Below are 16,115 nucleotides of genomic sequence, written 5' to 3' on the forward strand. Positions count from 1 at the left end.
GTCATGCCTCTCCCGGAACGTGCACGGGCGTAGCCCGTGCCGGTTGCCACATGGACCTGCCAAGTTCGTGTACGTGATCGAATCGGCCGCGGTAGGCCTCGGCGCCGTGCATGATCATCACCAGCATGCGGCCATGGCTGCGTGCGAAGATCGCGTCCATCGCAATCTCGCGGCTGGCGGTATCGAGGTTGGCGACCGGCTCATCGAGAATGTAGAGATCGGCGTCCTCCGCCAGCACCATCGCCAGGGCGATCTTCTGCTGTTGCCCTGCTGAAAGAGTTTCCGGCAGGCTGTCGGCGATTCCCTCTCCGTCCATCCCCAGTCGCGCCAGCAGCGCCGGATCGGCCCCGAGTTCGCGCACCTTCAGCGGCGGGAACTGCAAAGGAAGCGTGATGGCGCGGATACGCGCCGGTCGCAGCAACTGGCCGCTGACGGGCTGGAAATACCCGGCCAGAACGTTGGCCAAGGTCGTCTTGCCGCTGCCGTTGTCTCCGATAACCAGTGCGTGTTCACCGGGCGAAAGGGCCAGGGTGAAATCCGAGAACACCGGAGTGGCACCATATCCATAGCCAATCGACGTCGCCAGCAGACCGCCACCACTGTGCCTGGCCTGCGGAGCGGCCGCTGGCGCGGTGATGAACTCCGCCACCCGCACCACCACCACACCGTGGCTGTGCATCTCGGCAATGTTCTTGAAGATGCCGATGAGCGTCGTGGCCGAGCGCCAGAAAGCGTTCATGAAGGCGATGAACGAGCCCAATGTCATCTGCTGGCGGAACACGAACAGTGCGCCGACAAAGATCGAGCAGACATCGGAGATGACCATCGTCAGGTCGCTCGCACCCTGCAGGGTCCTCACCACCCTGAAGCGTTGGTAGGTCGAATCCAGCACCTCGCCCAGGCTGCGGTCATGGGTCTGCACCGTCCTGGGGCCCAGGCCGAAGGTACAGACCATCTTGAAGGCCGCCACGGCCCGGGTCAGCAATGACACCAGCTCGGCCTCGCGGTCGCGCTCCACCACGGTCAGCTCGCGGATGCGTCGGCCGACCAGCACGCTGACCGTGGTGGCGATGGGAATGATGGCCATCAGCACCAGGAACGCACGCCAGGAGATGATCAGCAGGGCTGCGATCAAGGCGACGAATGTCACCGCCTGGGTCAGGGTGGTGCGTGCGACCGACAGCATCGGCACTACGCCATCCTTCACGTCCGAACGGATCCGCGCCACATAATAGCCGGCCCCCTTCTGCACCACCTCGTCATAGCTGCGGCCATAGTAGGCGGTCAGCAACGAGGTCCCGATCCGCTCCACGACGCGGTTGTCCACACGCTGCTGCCACAGTGCACAACTGTAGTTACCCAGGTTGGTCACCAGGCACAGCAGCAGATACGCGCCGGTAAGCAGCAGGAAGCGGTTGAAATCCTGCCGGCTCGCGGCCTCGTCGAAGATCGCGCGGATCAGCAGCGGATGCAGCAGCCCGCCCAGCCCCCCGAACATCGCTGTCGTGGCGGCCACCGCAAGGTAGCGTCCACGGAGTGGGCCGAGCAGGATCGCAAAGCTGGCGAGGATGGCGCGCACGCTGTGCCGCTGCGCGGCCTCCTCACGCTGCAGCGGCTGTCCGGTCGGCTGCGGGCGAGCATTCATGCAACCGCCGCCTGCCCCACCCCGGCTCCGTCCACTACTCGCACCACCGGGCCATGCGCATCGAGTGCATCCAGGAAGAACTCGTCCGGCGCCAGCGTGTCGTAGCGGTGCAGGGCGCGGATCACCCCGGCGATGCCGGTACCGTGGTCGAAGGAGATACGGAACAGATTCTCGCCCGGCACGGCAGCCAGTCCGTCCTCCTCCTCGAACAGATACAGATCGACGATGCCCTGGTACGGCCGTTCCGCCATCCGCAGGTACTTCGCATCGCCGGAGTAAAGATGGGCGTCAACGAAGACATCCAGCATGCCGGACAGGCCATACAACAGGCCACAGAAGCCGGAGTACTTGCGATGGAAGTCATCCACCAGCCGATTCACGTCCTGCCACAGGCCATAACGGATCGCGACTTTGGCAATGCCCGCGGTCCCCTGCTCCAGATAGGGTTCGTAGGTATTGACCTCTTCCGGTGAGCTGGGGAAGGTGGTCACCCCGGTTTCCAACTCGAAGCCGTACGAGAGATCGTGTCGCAGTGCCTGCTCGCCAAGCGCGCGCCATGCCGGATCGCCACTGAGCTGCGACAGCCTCAGCAGGAACAGCGCCACGCCTGCCTGGCCGTAACCCATGCCGATGCGCACACCCCCTTCGTCCTGCCAGTAGGCGCCTCGCTCTCCGTGGTGGACGGTTCCGGCAAGGTGCCGGGCCAACGACAGCGCCCTGTCCAGATGCCCGGGCAGGCCGGTCGCGTGATGCATCGCCAGGTGCGCCATTCCGATACCCGCCATGCCGTGATACAGCGAGTGATGCGCATGCAGCAGCCCGCTGCTGTCAGCGCTGTCGAGCAGGCTGCGTGCAAGGTCCACCTCGCCGCGCAGCAGCGCCGACCACGCGATGCCGGCCAGGCCGGTGAGGAAGCCCGGCGGCAGCGCCGTTCGATCCAGGGCCTGCAGTTCCTGCGCATAGCGCTCCATCACCGCCGGTGGCGGTTGATGACCTACCCCATGGAAGGCGTGGATCACACCGGTGGCCCCCAGACCGAGGCTCATCGTGTTGGTGGAGTGCGAGAACGGATCAAGCGGGAACAGTGTCCGCTCCGGCTGCAGCCGGCTGTGTGCGTCCATGAACGCCAGCAGTCGGCGGATACATTGGCGTGGAGTGGGGAGTGGGCGCTGCGGCGCCGAGAACGGCGCCTGCAGAGTCGCTGGTTGCTGCAACAACTGTGCGGCCTCTTCCAGGCCGATACGGTCGTCCACCAGCGCCTGGATGACCTCGGCCACCGGCGTGTGCTGCCAGCCAATGTCCTCCATCATCACCGGCAGCACCTTCTGGAACAGGTCGGTGCGGATGTAGGCCATGGCCATCAGCGGGAACAGGCAGTAGAACATCACCACTGCGGTCGCGTAACGGTCATCCTTGAAACAGCTGGCACGCTTGCGGCCCTTCATGATCCGGCGGAACCCTGGCGTGTGGATGTCATCCCACTCATCGCTGCCATCCAGGAACGCGGCTTCCAGGTCGATCAGGCGCACGCGCAGGTCGCTGCGGTCCACCATGATGTTGGACGGCGAGATATCACCGATCACCACCCCCACCTTGTGTGCGCGGTCCACCGCACGCAGCAGACCGGTGAAGATGGTCACGCACATCGCGTAATAGTCACTACCATCGCGTGCGCTGGGACGGGCCTTCATCAGCGGCGAATGCTTGAGCATCAGCTCGCGGAGATCGAATGCGTCGAGCCGCTCTTCCACCAGATAGCTGTTCTCCCAATCGGTGAATGCATCCAGGCAACGCGGCGAGGCGCCCACCGGGCCCAGCAGTTCCAGATTGCGTTGCTCGCGTGCCAGGCGGCTGGTGGCGTCCAGCCCTTCCCCGTGCATTTCCACATGGGGCCGCGCTTCCTTGATGACCACTTCCTGCCCGGTGACCTGATCCAGCGCCAGGTAGACCCCGCCGGTGTTGGAGAATCCAAGCGCGGCCTGCACCTGATAGCGACCCTCCTTCAACGTCATCTCGCCGGGATCATCCTCGGCGGGGAACGGGTCCGTTTCCCAGGCGGGCACCTCGAAATAGGGATTGCGCAGGTCGGGAACATGACTGCCGTCGGGCGCGACCAGCATGGGCACCTTCTGGCCCATGAAATCAAGCCGGTACACCTGGCGCATGCCGCCATAGCGGTAATACAGGCAGCGGCAATCCTTGTAGCGCCGATCGGACAGGATGTACGAGCCATCTTCATCCTTCAGCGCACCATGCAGCTGCTCGATGAAACGCGTGAAGACCGCACGGTCCAGCGGATAGAGCGTGATGAACTTGCCTGAGCCACCGCGTGGCCAACGCTTGGAGCTCATCATGCGCATCGTGTTCATGTCATTGGCGAACTTGAACTTCACGCGCTCGGTCAAGGCCATCCGGGTGACGGTGCGCAGCACCCGCTGGCAGTTTTCCTGCGTGGCTGAAACGTGGATCTTCCAGCCTTGCGGCGGCAGGTTGCCGGCGACCGGGTCGCCATGCGTCGCCAGGTGCGACCAGACGCCAATGCGATGGATCTTCCACGCTATGCCGGCCGCCTCGATCTCCGCTTCGACGATATTGCGGAAATCCTCGCTGGGCCTGTACTGGTTGTAGCTCAATTCGTAGAACCGCTCGTCGCCCCCCACATAGGCGGCCTTGTCCATGTGGCGTGCTTCACGCAATGATCGTTGACGCGCTGACATCGTCTCTCCCTGGTCGGTTCCACGGCTCGTTTGCCCGGTGCACACATCCGCGAACGCCTCGCACATGCGCGATGGATGCATTGCGGGCGCTCCGGCCTGCAGGCATCGCGGAATGCGGATTCCCCGCCCGCTTCATTCGTAAGCACGGCGTGAAAATCGCCGGATATCACTGCGATGCAGTCAACCGGAGTGTCCCTGCAGATCGATGATTGCCACCGTACCTTGCCGCTACATTGCGCAGGCGATTCTCATTCCATAATTGACTTGACTCATTCCAATCGGCAATGCCATTTTCCATCCGCCACGTATAGACCGGGGTTCTTCAACAACTGCAACAGGGCTTTGAGATTGCGTGGTGCAATCGCGCAGTGAATCGTTTCATTGCGTAACGCGTGGGAGGCACGCATGCCTCCCGATCCCATGTGCGACTAAGGAGAGTTGATATGAATCGCGTCCTGAATCTGCAGCGCCTGATGATCGATAACCAGCATGAAAACCTGGGCAACAGCTGCAGCAGCTCCGACCACGACTGCTGCAACGGCTAAGCCTCTCCGGCTTGCCTGAGGTGGTGGTGCGCGCCCACCACCTCGACAACTGCCTCGAGCGTGATGCACCGCCACGTGGCAAGTCTCCATACGACGTAGAGATCGCTTGACAGGCAGCCGTCCGCTGCCTGCGCTGCGCGTCCTGCATCTGCCAATGCCAGGACGGGCATCCCGGGGGGGGGATGATCCGCCAGCTGCAGCACGTGCTGCAGCCGTGACCATTGCTCGACCCCACTGCGACCTCACCACCATGACGGACGCTACGCAGTGCGCCTGCACGCCCGCCGGATCCAGCAATCAGGAAAAGACGCAGCATGCGCATCCTCGTGGCCATGGACGACGCCGAACTTGCACAGGCGCTTCGCAACGTCTTGCAGAGCCGCAACATGCTGGTGGACCTCGTGGCGACCTGGTCGCTGGCCAAGGCCGCAGTACAGGTCGTGGAGTACCGCGCCCTCATTCTCGACCGCTGGCTGCCCGAAGGCGATTCACTGAAGCTGGTGCAGATCGTGCGCGGCTTGCGTACCTGGCTGCCCATTCTGCTGTTGGGGCGCCACAACCACGCTGCCGACTGCATCGCATGCCTGGATGCCGGTGCCGATGACTACCTGCCCACGCCGTTCGAGTTCGACGAGCTGGCCGCGCGACTGCGCGCGATTACCCGCCGCCTCGATGCTGATGCCGGCCACATCCTGAGAATCGGCAATTTCACGTTCGATTTTTCCAACCGCATGGCGTTGGTAGGCGGTGCGCCCCTGAGCCTGCCGCGCAGCCAGCTCCTGCTGCTGGAAGCCCTCTGTGCCCGCCAGGGCCGGATCGTCCGGCATGAAGTGCTGAGCGCTGCCGTGCACCTGACCGGCGCCGACGGCGCTACTGCGGTGTTGGATCCGCACGTGTCACGCCTGCGCCGTGCATTGCGCTCGGCAAGTGTCAGCATCGAGTCGAAGCGTGGACTGGGCTACATGCTGAACGACGACGCGGCCTGATCCCTGGCCATCGGCGCGGGCCGGAAATGAAACAGCCGGGGCGGTAAGCCACCCCGGCTGCGAATCCTGCTCAATGGGCCAGGCGATGCGATCAGGCGGCCTTCATCGCATGCTTGCGCGCACGCATCACGTTGTGGCACTCCTGCACCTCCGGCAGCAGCTGGGTCACTTCCTGGCGCACGGCTGGCGGCAGCTCGTTGTCCTTCAGCACATCCTTGAACGCGCCCAGCAGGCGGTCCTCGGATTCTTCCAGTTCGGCAACATAGCCATAATTGGTATCACCGAACGCTGCGCGGACCTTGCCGTAGAACTGCTGCATGGTACCGACCACGGTGCCATGTTCGGCCGGCTTGCCGCCGCTGGCGGCTACCGAACCGCTCAGTGCCGCCACGATGCGGCCCTTGACGCCAGCGATGCGGGTGAACAGTGCCGACAGCTCGGCATCCTTGACCTTGGTGGCGGCTTCTTCATAGAAGGACTTGCCATCGCGGGCAATTTCGATCAGGTCGTTGAGGCGATGTTCGATGGTGGACTGGGTGCTCATGGCGTCGCTCCTGTGTGCTCGAAAGTCAGTGGAGAATGGCAACGCGTCTGCATTGCCTTCGACCCCACTGTGGACAGGCACGTGTGCCAATCGGGTGAGCACGAATTGATGCATGCATCACCATGCGGAACCCGTGCTGACTTCTTCATTTCAAACATCATCGGCGTTCACGAAATCTGAGCGTCCGGGGCATGTGTCACCACGGTGCGATGACGATGATCAGGGTAATCAGCAGCGCAATTGCCAGGATGACCAGCAGCACGTGCCATTGCTTCCAGGTGGGTCTCGGCTTGCCAGGCGTATTCATCGGTGGCCTCCTGTGTATGCGGGAAAGGAGCTGCCAGACTGAAGCGCAACGGCATCGCACAACGTCGGCACGACGTGCATACCTCGTGTAGAACCTACCCACGCATCAGGCAGGTCCGGCCGCGCTCACCACCGTTGCGCGCTTGGCGGCATATTCAGCGAACACCACCCCCGACACCGCGAGCATGCCACCGGCCAGTACCCAGCCATTGAGGGACTCGCCCAGCAACAGCACGGCCAGCGCGGCGGTCACGATCGGCACCAGGTTGAAAAAACCTGAAACGCGTGTCGCCCCCAACCGCGAAAGACCGGTCATCCAGGTCAACGGTGCGAGGATCGAGGCGCACACTGCGGCAAATCCGATGCAGCCGACCGCAGTCATGTTGTTCACCCCGGTGCCGACCAGCAACTGCAGCGGAAACAGGATCAGCGAGGCAGCGGTGGCCTGCAGGAACAGCGACTCCAGCACCGACAGTGGAATCTTCCAGCGCTGCATCAACACGTTGTAGGCGGCAAACGCCAGTGCGCCGATCAACATGATCGCATCCCCCCGGTTGAGGCCGTGCGCGGCCAACCGCGCCAGATCGCCCTGCGACACCACCGCCACCACGCCAAGCGTGGAGATCACCGCACCAACGATGGCGGCACCGCGCACCGGGTGGCCCATGAACAGCCGCGACAGCGCCAGCGCGATCAACGGAATCAGCGCCTGGATCACCCCCATGTTGGTGGCCGAAGTGAAGTGCGCGGCGTAGTACGCCAGGCACTGGTACATCACCCCACCCAGGCAGCCCAGCACCAGCAGGCGCCACAGGTTGGCGCGCACGATCGGCAGGTGGCCGCGCAACCGCGGCCACGCGAACGGCAGCAGGATCACCGCCGCCGCCAGCCAGCGGAAAAAACCGATGTCGATGGGACCCACCGAGCCGGCGGCGAGCTTGGTGACAATGGTATTGGCGCCCCACAGCAGGCACGCAAGAATCGGAAAGAGATAGTTCAAGACGGCAGGTGTACGCAGGGGAAGCACCAGCGTACGCTTGGCGCATAGCAAGGACATCCTGAAAATGCGCCACTCCGACCCGGGCCTGCGGCAACCGTTGGAGCCCATTCCCACCTTCCGCCAGCTGCCCGGCCCGATCTACTTCCGGCAGGGCGCGATGGAGCCCACCGACTGGGGCACGCACAGCCACCCTTGGGGGCAGTTCAACTTCGTCGCACAGGGTGTGATGGAGATGAAGATCGAAGGCGAGTGGATGGTGTCCCCGCCGCACTATGCGCTCTGGATTCCACCCGGCGTGGCCCATTACTCGCGCAACCGCTCGGTGCTGGCCTATCGATCCGCCTACCTGTCGCCAGCATTGTCGCGCCGCTTGCCCGCGCAGTGCCGGGCGCTGGAGGTCACGCCCCTTCTGCGCGAGCTGCTGCACGAGCTGGCGCGCCAGGGCGTGAGCGATCCCAGGACGCCCGCACACCGCCGCATCGCGACCGTGGTAATCGACCAGATCGTCAGCGCCGCGGTACTGCCCAGCTTTCTGCCGATCGCCAGCAGCGATGCATTGAAGCAGGTGATGGCGTACATGGAGAAGCACCTGCACGCCGCCGAACCGGTGGCCGACATCGCACAACGGCATCACATGAGCGTGCGCAAGCTGGAGCGCCTGGCGCGCAGTGAACTGGGCATGTCACTGGGTGACTGGCGCGGGCGGATGCGGTTCGTCAGGGCCAGCGAGGCGCTGTGCACGCGCCGCCCGATCAGCCACATCGCCCAGGAGCTGGGCTATTCAGGAGTCAGCGCCTTCGCCGAGATGTTCAAACGACACGCGCACTGCACACCGGACCAGTACCGGAAGCTGCATCGCGCGAGATGAGGCCCGCATCAAGGGCTGTCGATTTCCCGCGCCCTCGTTCGTCGGATCAGGAAAGGCAGGCCCTCCGGCCTGCAGGAGCCTTCCAATGCCTCCCGTCCTTACCGCCTTCGCCACCTCCCCGGACCGCGGCCAGGGCCTGGCCCGCGACATGCGCGTGCGCTGGGCCCTGGAGGAGCTGGGTGTGGCCTACGACGTGCAGCTGCTCAGCTTCGCCGAGATGAAACAGCCTGCCCACCTGGCGCGGAATCCGTTCGGGCAGATTCCCACCTGGCAGGAGGGCGAGCGGGTGCTGTTCGAGTCCGGCGCGATCGTGCTGCACCTGGCCGAACAGCACCCCGGCCTGCTGCCCGGCGATCCGGATGCGCGCATGCGCGCGATCATGTGGGTATTCGCCGCGCTGAGCACGGTGGAGCCGCCGATCGTCGAACGCTCCATGGCCTGGGTGCTGGAACGAGAGCAGCCCTGGTATGCGCAGCGCCTGGTGATCCTGGATGAGCGCGTGCATGCGCGCCTGTCACAACTGTCGGCGGCGTTGGGCGACGCGCCATGGCTGGACGGTGACTTCAGCGCCGGCGACCTGATGATGGTGTCGGTGCTGCTGCGGCTGAAGAGCAGCGGTATCGTCGATGCGTACCCACGGCTGGCCGCCTATGTGACGCGGGCAACGCAACGGCCTGCGTACCAACGCGCATTTGCCGCGCAGCTGGCCGTGTTCCAGAACGGGTAGTTCCACGCCATGCGCGAAAAACTCAGCGCAAACGGCGCCGGCACGCCGCCTGCACCAGCATCAGCTGCGCCACCAGGATCAGCATCGCGCAGCCCGACAGCAGCCACGGGTCGATGTACCACTGTTCGTTGAAGCTGAAGTCGCCAGCGGAAATTCGTTTCCAGCCGTTGAAGTGCTGCATCGCGACCACCACGAACGCGAAGCCGCCCGTGGTGTACGACAGCCATGGCACGAGGACGCCACCGGGCCGTGCGAACAGCATCAGCACGCCCAGCACGCCGATGACCGTGCGTTGCACGCGGCAGTACGGGCAGACGTAGGCCAGCCCACTCCATTCCACCGACCAGGCCAACAGGCTGACCAGCATGGCGGCGCCTGCGGCGGTGTACAGAGCCTTCGGCGCGATCGTCATGTTGCCGTGGTGTGCCATCCCCTGCTCCTTCTCCTGTGGACCCGGGCAGGGTAACAGCGTGGCAGCGTCAATCCTTCTTGATGACGGTCCGCTTGCCGATGGTGCTGGTCTTGCGCGCGGTTGGCTTGGCCAAGCCCGGAATCAGGAAGTCGGTGGCCTTGTGGCCTTTCTGCACCTTGGAGGCCAGCCATCGCGGCATGCGCCCGCGACCGGACCAGGTCAGTCGCTTGTACTCCGGATCGCGATACTTGGCCGCCACCTTCCCGGTCCGGCGCCGCGCGGGTTTACGGCTGGGTGCTGCGGCGGTGAGGGCACCCTCGCCGAAAAGTTCTTCGAGGGTGTAACCGGCTTCCGCCGCCGCGGCCTTCAACATCCGTCGCACCGCACTGGCCGGGCGACGGCGGGAAATGAGCTGTTTCCGCTGTTCAGCGGCAACCACCAAGGCGCCCAGCTCGCGAAGGCTGAGCGATTCAATATCGATCGTCATGTTGGAAAGGTCCACTGCGGCGTGTCGCCTGTCAAGGCGTCCTGGCCGGGCATACACGCAGGCTTCACCGCCGGTGGGCTCCGATCGCCATCGCCGGTCATCCCTGAGGACATCGACATGAGCCATGCATCGCACTCGCTTGCCTACCTGCTCGCACGCATCCTGCTGATGGCACTGTTCCTGGTTTCCGGGCTGGGCAAGCTCGGCGACCTCGGTGGCACCCAGAGCTACATGGAAGCGATGGGCGTGCCGGGCATCCTGTTGTGGCCAACCATCGCCTTCGAGATCGGCAGTGGCCTGTGCATCCTGTTCGGCTTCCAGACCCGGCTGGTGTCCATCGTGCTGGTGGGCTTCAGCCTGGTCACCGCTGTCATCTTCCACCACAACCTCGCCGACCAGACCCAGCAGATCATGTTCCTGAAAAACCTGGGGCTGGCGGGTGGGTTCCTGCTGCTGGCCTGCACCGGAGCCGGGCGGTACAGCGTTGATGGGCGTGGGCGGCGCGGGCAGTTGTAGCAGCGATGGGCCCTGCCTGTTTCATGCTGCTGGTCAGGCGGAGAAAGCAAAAGAGGCGCTCGGGCGAAAGCCCAAGTGCCTTTTTCATGGTCCCACCAGCAACCGAACTTGCAAGCCAAGCCACTGAATAATAACAATAATGTCGATAGTTCGCGAGGATCTGACTCGCAAATAGACTCACAAAAGTGAGGATACATGCATTGCTCGTAGCGCGCCAAGTCCTAATGCTTCGCCATGACCTAGTCGTACGGGTCTTCGGGTTCGATGGCGTCGACTTCGGCCTTGATCATTGCATCCAGTGTCTCTAAGACGTCCCCCGCCAAATCGATTGCTTTCATTGCGGCTGGAATGGTCATCTCTTCTCCCTCCAAGACGCGGTCTATTACATCCAATACGGACAGCAACGTATTGCTTTGCATCCTATCGATAGCGCCCTCACTCCTCAGTTCAGACACCATCTGAGCAGCGCCCGACCAAGAGACGATCTTATGGAAGTAACCAAGCTCTGCGAGCTTCGCTTCGATGGCATTCCTCATGTCTGCCATTTGAATACGCACAGCGCTAAGGCCCGAAGCTCCTAGCTCGTTTGCTCGTACTCTGCTCCTCTTCAGCACAAACGAGGCGCGCGAAGTTGGATCATCTGAAGTGTGCATCTTCTGAAACTTTTGGAAATCGCTGACAGTAGCCGGCACTGAGGCAGCCATACCGTCAGGCCCACTCGGAGCCCAGTGATCACCATCGCTTGACGATTGCCAAGCTGATGCCTGCTCAGACGCTCTGCGAGTGTAAGAATGCACGGAGTCAGCAGTTTCTTCCGAAGACCCACCCTCTCTGTGCGCACCGCTGGATTCGGTGTCGCCCGCCATGCCAGCGGCTCGTGCGTCCTGCGCGATCCTATCGATCTCTCGCATCTCAATCTTACCAATTCCGGGCAGCTCAATCGACTTGATCACCGAGCGCATCCACGGCAATAGAGCGATCACGATGAGCGCCACTGATATGGCATCCAACTTGATGAGGTTGGGGAAAAAGCCCCTGATCACCACTGAAGTTATTGCTACGGCAGAGACTACAATTGCCCCAATTCGCCAATTCCTAATCGGCCGGACCTTCTTCCCATCCTCGCTCACCGTCCGCTCTCCATTCCAAAATCGCCGTATCAAAGACCGCACATTACATCACTCGACAAGGGGGACATTCGGTTGGTCTCGAAACAAGTCGATTGCTCCGCGAGCACCCGGGGAACAAGCCTGGGAGATGTCCATCGTTGTCAGGTTCTGCTACAGGACGGGAAATGGTCAAGGTCACAATCTACTGGCGGGACGGGGTCGCCTACCTCAACTGGCGCGATGGCGGCAAGAGATTCCGCCCATCCATCGGTCGTGTCAGCCCTCGCGAGGCTGAGGAGATTCGATCAGCGCGCGAAGCGGAGCTGAGGCACGACATCCGGATCATCTCCCGGGCGCCATTGTTGCGCGACTTCCTAGGTGCGTGGCTGGACTGGTACAAGGCTGAGCATCCGACAACGCACAACAAGGCCAAGAGCGAACTGCGGATCATCCTGCAGAATCTCGGCCATAGGCCCATCGACACCCTGCGCCCTATCGAGCTGGAGGCATACAAGACGCAGCGCCTGGTGAAGGACAAGATGGCGCCGGAGACAGTTGGGAAGGAGGTTCGGCGTCTGCAGGCCGCGCTAAGGTGCGGGGTGCAGTGGAAGGAACTGGATGCGAACCCGTTTGAGGGGATACAGGCGCCAAGAGGGGTGCGGAGCGTTGCCGTCCGGTTTTATACAGCCGATGCCATGCAGAAGCTCTACGCGGCTAATGCTGGCCGAGCGAATCTATGGCGTTTCATGGCCCACACCGGCATCCGGCGCGGCGAACTGATGCACCTGCGGCACGAGAACGTGGTTGCTGGGCGTCTCCTGGTAGAGAGTGACCCGGACGAAGATGGTGATGGACGCACGAAGTCAGGTAGGTGGCGAGAGGTTCCGTTGAACACTCATGCTGCCGCAGCTCTAGCCACCCTTCCCGACCCGCTGGTAAGCGTCCACAAGGACACGGTGAGCGACTGGTTCAAGGATGATGCGACGGCGGCGGGTGTTGGCGGGAGTCTTCACCGCCTGAGGCACACGTTCTGCGCCCACATGGTCATGGCTGGCGTGCCATTGCGGCGCGTGCAGCTCCTGGCCGGACATGCTGATTACGCCACTACAGAGAAGTACTACGCGCATCTAGCTTCGGATGGAGATGCCGCAGCCGTGGCTACTTTGAGGTTCTAGCCACCGACAATCTGTCCAGCGAATCAGAAGGAGCTGCTGTAATGGAGTCGAGCAACAAGCTGATGACCGTGGCTCAGGCAGCTGAGCATTGTGCCTGCCATCCCAGAACTCTTCGGCGAGCCATAGACATAGGCGAGCTGGCGGCGTGTCGGCTGGGACAAGGAAAGAAGTCAGACCGCATCCACCCCGTAGACCTAGCCGCATGGCTGGATAAGTGCAGGGCCAAGACACTATGCCCATCACCAAGCGCGCCAATGGTCACTATCAGGTTACCGTCGGACACGGCGGAAGAACGCATCGCAAGACTTCTCGGCACTGGTCGTTCAAAGACGCGAAAGAGTACGAACGCAGGTACATCTCAGCGCTCAAGGACATTGCGGCCGGTAGAGAGCCGGAACGAGTGATCGCCGATGCGGTCGAGCGCTGGCTTACAGACCACGTGCCACGTCTGCGCTCGGCGACCAAGACGAAGGCCCACGTGCGGGCGCTGCTGCCCTATATCGCAGGTCGGAAGCTGGGGGAAATTGCCCAGGTATGGGCAGAGGTGAAGGCTGCGGAGATCGGCAAGGCTCCGGCCACGGTCAACCACAAGGGGCGCATCCTGCGGCAGATCAGCCGGATGGCGTGGCGCGAGTGGGGGTGGCTAGAACGACCCGCCGCTATCGGACTACTGCCGGAGAAGCCCCGTGAAACGTTCCTTACGCTCGATCAGGTCGAGGCGCTGGCGAGGGCTTGCCCGAATGCTGCGGTGGGCGACTACGTGCGGTTGGCAGCGTATACGGGCATCCGACGCGGGCACCTGCTGCGCTTGACGGCTCACGACGTGCGCGGCGGGTTCATCCATCTGGACCGCACCAGCAAGACACGGACGCTCCAGCTGGTGCCTCTGCACCCGAAGGTGGCAGGGATTGCGGCGCGGCTTCCGCTGGGCGCCTCAGACGATCAGGTCAGGGATTCGTGGGCCAAGGCACGTGAGGCGTGTGGCCTGCAGCACGTCCGCTGGCACGACTTGAGGCACACATGCGCCTCATGGCTTGTCCAAGCTGGGGTGCCGCTGCACACGGTGTCGGAGGTGCTCGGGCACAGCTCTATGGCGATGACCCGGCGCTATGCTCATCTATCGCCGGAACACCTGTCAGACGCTATCCGAAAGATGGCCTAGCGCATCGGGGATGGGGTGCAATTTCTGCCCCCCGAGGCAGTGCGAGCGCATCCGAAATCGATGCGAACGCATTGCGAACGCATCACCTAAGCATGACGAACGCATTGGACATCATCGAGCGGCTGACGAGATGACGCGATCTATAGGGCGCTGCCGCTTTTAGGTCAGAGACGTCGTCACGCTCAGTGCGCTGAAGCTGCGACCCGAACCAGGTCGGCTGCAAATTCCTCAGCTTTGGACTCGGGATAAATTACCTTTTCGCAGGGTATTTCCCCAAGGATCCTCAGCGCTTTCGCGTATGCCTCTTGGCCCTCATCCCCCTCAGGCTGCCCCACAAGGAAATAAAGGCGGAAGTCAGTGTCACTCCCCTTCAACAGAGTCATCTGGCCCAACAGCCTCTTGGCCTTGTCCGTAATGCTTTCGGCAGACGCAAGATCAAAGGACACTGGCTCCATCAGGTGCCACTTCCCATTCTTAAGAGCATGCTTGAACTTTACGGACTCCAGCTCTGCGGATACCTCAAATTCCTGCAATCTTCCAAAAACGTTTCGCTTCTCAAGCACCTTGCTGAAGGTTCGCCATACCTGATCGTCGGTACGTTTATGCTGTATAGCACCTTCCTCATACCTAAGCACTAACCTTTCGAAGAGTCTGTCAAAAGTCGCAGACGCATCATGTGACAGTCCGTGAAAGACTTCCGACCATTGCAGTGCGCTGTCATCTCTAGGAACTACCGCGTACGCCATTTCCCTGAGGGCTTCGGCCCTTTCGTCAGGCAATCCTGATGCTTGGACTGAACGATTGAGCCACGGCTTAGCCGAAGCTGTGGCCTGCCTTAGCGCAGCTCGAATGACTCTGGCTTTAGCGCCGGGGAAAAACTCGACGACCCTCTTGGTTCTCGGGAGCACGGAGAACCTGATCACATTTTGCTCAGAACAGACAAACAAAAGACCAATGTTGACGAACTCGGCCGAGACCGCGTCGTGTACATATCGCAGGACGATGGCTGAATACTTCGCTCTGCTCATGAGGTGATGGCCTTGATCTGTGACTCCAAACCCTTCGCGTTACCAATGAGGTCCAATAGGAAGTCTGAAATTCCTTTCGACACGCCATCAACGTCCCATTCGGAGGGAATCGCAGAGCGATACTCCTCAACCCGAGAGGGCGCGACGTTGCCCAAAGAATCGAAGAATTGAGACTTCATCGGGATGTTAGATCGAACTGCGTTATAGAAGAGGTGGGTAGAGGGGCCACTTGTCATGACATTAAGAGCACCGTCTGTCCATGGATCGTGAAACAAGAAGCCACGGCCGTGCAGATTGAGTGAGAGTTCATGATCGATGAGAAGCAGCGATTTCCCGTCAGTCAGACAGTTTGGCTTAGACATCAAGCGATCAGCATTCAGAACTCCAGCGTCAAAGGCCAGCGTGTGACCAGCAGCCTCCAACAGATAGCCAGGAAGAGTCGAGCCCGGTTGCACTTGCAGCATGTGTGGGACGTACTGACAACCAAAACAGGTCTGGTGCCCAGCGCATCTTCCCTGCTGGATTGCCGTAAGTTCACTCACAAAATCCGAGCCTAGGTTCACAACAAAGGGCTCGGACACCGGCAAGCCTAGATCGGCGGCAAGCATAGAGCTGTATGCCTCTCGAACTAAGCCACCAACTCCACATTCAGCAGAGCCTAACTTTGCGACGACCTCGACAACATCTCCGTTCGCGCGCTCCGCCTCCAAAAGCCATGGCAGGTTCCTACCACTACCCAACTCCTTGATAAAGCGAGTGGCCTCCACAGTCTCTAGCATCCCACGTCCTTGCGGTTCACGCGTCTCAGGCCTAGCGGCGGATTGTAGCGGGAGCAAGCCGCTCCCACCAGTGACGTTGGTTAAGGATGCATCCTTTAAAATCAAAGAC

At 62.0% G+C, this 16,115-nt stretch carries 16 protein-coding genes and 1 pseudogene; 8 read left to right on the forward strand and 9 right to left on the reverse strand.

Annotated features, from left to right (window positions below; genetic code table 11):
- Nucleotide 1 precedes the first annotated feature (1 nt).
- Both ABH900_RS03980 and lanKC read right to left on the reverse strand, forming a co-directional pair.
- Nucleotides 2-1,645, reverse strand: a complete 1,644-nt coding sequence (locus tag ABH900_RS03980) for an ABC transporter transmembrane domain-containing protein (RefSeq protein ID WP_429621525.1) — start codon at nt 1,643-1,645, stop codon at nt 2-4.
- On the reverse strand, nt 1,642-4,362 hold the full coding sequence (lanKC, locus tag ABH900_RS03985; RefSeq protein ID WP_429621527.1) for a class III lanthionine synthetase LanKC: 2,721 nt from the start codon (nt 4,360-4,362) through the stop codon (nt 1,642-1,644). Before lanKC ends, ABH900_RS03980 begins: the two co-directional genes overlap by 4 nt.
- A 443-nt stretch (nt 4,363-4,805) precedes the next feature.
- On the opposite strand from lanKC, the gene ABH900_RS03990 reads away from it, so the two are divergent.
- Nucleotides 4,806-4,907 (forward strand): class III lanthipeptide, encoded by a 102-nt coding sequence (locus tag ABH900_RS03990; RefSeq protein ID WP_429621529.1) that lies wholly within the window; start codon nt 4,806-4,808, stop codon nt 4,905-4,907.
- Between the two features lie 314 nt (nt 4,908-5,221).
- A complete protein-coding gene (locus ABH900_RS03995) occupies nt 5,222-5,893 on the forward strand; it encodes a response regulator transcription factor (RefSeq protein ID WP_429621531.1) in 672 nt (223 codons plus the stop codon).
- A 91-nt stretch (nt 5,894-5,984) separates the two neighbouring features.
- Here the strand turns inward: ABH900_RS03995 and ABH900_RS04000 are convergent, their stop codons facing one another.
- Both ABH900_RS04000 and ABH900_RS04005 read right to left on the reverse strand, forming a co-directional pair.
- Nucleotides 5,985-6,437 carry a PA2169 family four-helix-bundle protein gene (locus ABH900_RS04000; RefSeq protein WP_429621533.1) on the reverse strand — a complete coding sequence of 151 codons (453 nt, stop codon included), beginning with the start codon at nt 6,435-6,437 and terminating at the stop codon, nt 5,985-5,987.
- 412 nt (nt 6,438-6,849) lie between these two features.
- Nucleotides 6,850-7,800: a DMT family transporter gene (locus ABH900_RS04005; protein ID WP_429621535.1), complete on the reverse strand. Its 951-nt coding sequence runs from the start codon at nt 7,798-7,800 to the stop codon at nt 6,850-6,852.
- A 7-nt stretch (nt 7,801-7,807) separates the two neighbouring features.
- Here ABH900_RS04005 and ABH900_RS04010 point away from each other — a divergent pair, with 7 nt between their 5' ends.
- Together ABH900_RS04010 and ABH900_RS04015 are read left to right on the forward strand one after the other, a co-directional pair.
- Nucleotides 7,808-8,611 (forward strand): helix-turn-helix domain-containing protein, encoded by an 804-nt coding sequence (locus tag ABH900_RS04010; RefSeq protein ID WP_429621537.1) that lies wholly within the window; start codon nt 7,808-7,810, stop codon nt 8,609-8,611.
- An 85-nt stretch (nt 8,612-8,696) separates the two neighbouring features.
- Entirely contained in the window at nt 8,697-9,338 is a 642-nt protein-coding gene (locus ABH900_RS04015; RefSeq protein ID WP_429621539.1) for a glutathione S-transferase family protein, read from the forward strand.
- 22 nt (nt 9,339-9,360) lie between these two features.
- On the opposite strand, the gene ABH900_RS04020 is transcribed toward ABH900_RS04015, so the two are convergent.
- Nucleotides 9,361-9,768, reverse strand: coding sequence for a hypothetical protein (locus tag ABH900_RS04020; RefSeq protein WP_429621540.1), 408 nt, complete (start codon nt 9,766-9,768; stop codon nt 9,361-9,363).
- A gap of 49 nt (nt 9,769-9,817) precedes the next feature.
- A complete protein-coding gene (locus ABH900_RS04025; RefSeq protein ID WP_429621981.1) occupies nt 9,818-10,237 on the reverse strand; it encodes an H-NS family nucleoid-associated regulatory protein in 420 nt (139 codons plus the stop codon).
- Nucleotides 10,238-10,354: 117 nt separating this feature from the next.
- Between ABH900_RS04025 and ABH900_RS04030 the strand changes: the two genes are divergently transcribed.
- Entirely contained in the window at nt 10,355-10,753 is a 399-nt protein-coding gene (locus tag ABH900_RS04030) for a DoxX family protein (protein ID WP_429621542.1), read from the forward strand.
- 239 nt (nt 10,754-10,992) lie between these two features.
- Here the strand turns inward: ABH900_RS04030 and ABH900_RS04035 are convergent, their stop codons facing one another.
- Nucleotides 10,993-11,883: a hypothetical protein gene (locus tag ABH900_RS04035; RefSeq protein ID WP_429621544.1), complete on the reverse strand. Its 891-nt coding sequence runs from the start codon at nt 11,881-11,883 to the stop codon at nt 10,993-10,995.
- Nucleotides 11,884-12,047: 164 nt separating this feature from the next.
- Between ABH900_RS04035 and ABH900_RS04040 the strand changes: the two genes are divergently transcribed.
- The 3 genes and pseudogenes from ABH900_RS04040 to ABH900_RS04050 all read left to right on the forward strand — a co-directional run bounded on the left by ABH900_RS04040 (nt 12,048) and on the right by ABH900_RS04050 (nt 14,199).
- Entirely contained in the window at nt 12,048-13,037 is a 990-nt protein-coding gene (locus tag ABH900_RS04040; RefSeq protein ID WP_429621546.1) for a tyrosine-type recombinase/integrase, read from the forward strand.
- 62 nt (nt 13,038-13,099) lie between these two features.
- Nucleotides 13,100-13,246, forward strand: a pseudogene (locus ABH900_RS04045) (helix-turn-helix domain-containing protein); the annotation flags it as partial.
- A 23-nt stretch (nt 13,247-13,269) separates the two neighbouring features.
- A complete protein-coding gene (locus ABH900_RS04050; RefSeq protein ID WP_429621548.1) occupies nt 13,270-14,199 on the forward strand; it encodes a tyrosine-type recombinase/integrase in 930 nt (309 codons plus the stop codon).
- A gap of 182 nt (nt 14,200-14,381) precedes the next feature.
- Here ABH900_RS04050 and ABH900_RS04055 read toward each other — a convergent pair whose 3' ends face one another.
- The gene (locus tag ABH900_RS04055; protein WP_429621550.1) at nt 14,382-15,227 is read right to left on the reverse strand and encodes a DUF3037 domain-containing protein; all 846 of its coding nucleotides are present in this window, start codon (nt 15,225-15,227) and stop codon (nt 14,382-14,384) included.
- On the reverse strand, nt 15,224-16,006 hold the full coding sequence (locus tag ABH900_RS04060; RefSeq protein ID WP_429621552.1) for a HipA family kinase: 783 nt from the start codon (nt 16,004-16,006) through the stop codon (nt 15,224-15,226). Before ABH900_RS04060 ends, ABH900_RS04055 begins: the two co-directional genes overlap by 4 nt.
- Between the last annotated feature and the right edge of the window lie 109 nt (nt 16,007-16,115).

The organism is Stenotrophomonas sp. AN71, assembly GCF_050435725.1.
Classification (GTDB): Bacteria; Pseudomonadota; Gammaproteobacteria; order Xanthomonadales; family Xanthomonadaceae; genus Stenotrophomonas.

Coding starts and splice junctions, on each gene's coding strand:
- ABH900_RS04005 (WP_429621535.1), bottom strand. CDS start 7,800: ATGTCCTTGCTATGCGCCAAGCGTACGCTGGTGCTTCCCCTGCGTACA.
- lanKC (WP_429621527.1), bottom strand. CDS start 4,362: ATGTCAGCGCGTCAACGATCATTGCGTGAAGCACGCCACATGGACAAG.
- ABH900_RS04050 (WP_429621548.1), top strand. CDS start 13,270: ATGCCCATCACCAAGCGCGCCAATGGTCACTATCAGGTTACCGTCGGA.
- ABH900_RS03990 (WP_429621529.1), top strand. CDS start 4,806: ATGAATCGCGTCCTGAATCTGCAGCGCCTGATGATCGATAACCAGCAT.
- ABH900_RS03980 (WP_429621525.1), bottom strand. CDS start 1,645: ATGAATGCTCGCCCGCAGCCGACCGGACAGCCGCTGCAGCGTGAGGAG.
- ABH900_RS04010 (WP_429621537.1), top strand. CDS start 7,808: ATGCGCCACTCCGACCCGGGCCTGCGGCAACCGTTGGAGCCCATTCCC.
- ABH900_RS04000 (WP_429621533.1), bottom strand. CDS start 6,437: ATGAGCACCCAGTCCACCATCGAACATCGCCTCAACGACCTGATCGAA.
- ABH900_RS04030 (WP_429621542.1), top strand. CDS start 10,355: ATGAGCCATGCATCGCACTCGCTTGCCTACCTGCTCGCACGCATCCTG.
- ABH900_RS04040 (WP_429621546.1), top strand. CDS start 12,048: ATGGTCAAGGTCACAATCTACTGGCGGGACGGGGTCGCCTACCTCAAC.
- ABH900_RS03995 (WP_429621531.1), top strand. CDS start 5,222: ATGCGCATCCTCGTGGCCATGGACGACGCCGAACTTGCACAGGCGCTT.
- ABH900_RS04060 (WP_429621552.1), bottom strand. CDS start 16,006: ATGCTAGAGACTGTGGAGGCCACTCGCTTTATCAAGGAGTTGGGTAGT.
- ABH900_RS04025 (WP_429621981.1), bottom strand. CDS start 10,237: ATGACGATCGATATTGAATCGCTCAGCCTTCGCGAGCTGGGCGCCTTG.
- ABH900_RS04015 (WP_429621539.1), top strand. CDS start 8,697: ATGCCTCCCGTCCTTACCGCCTTCGCCACCTCCCCGGACCGCGGCCAG.
- ABH900_RS04055 (WP_429621550.1), bottom strand. CDS start 15,227: ATGAGCAGAGCGAAGTATTCAGCCATCGTCCTGCGATATGTACACGAC.
- ABH900_RS04020 (WP_429621540.1), bottom strand. CDS start 9,768: ATGGCACACCACGGCAACATGACGATCGCGCCGAAGGCTCTGTACACC.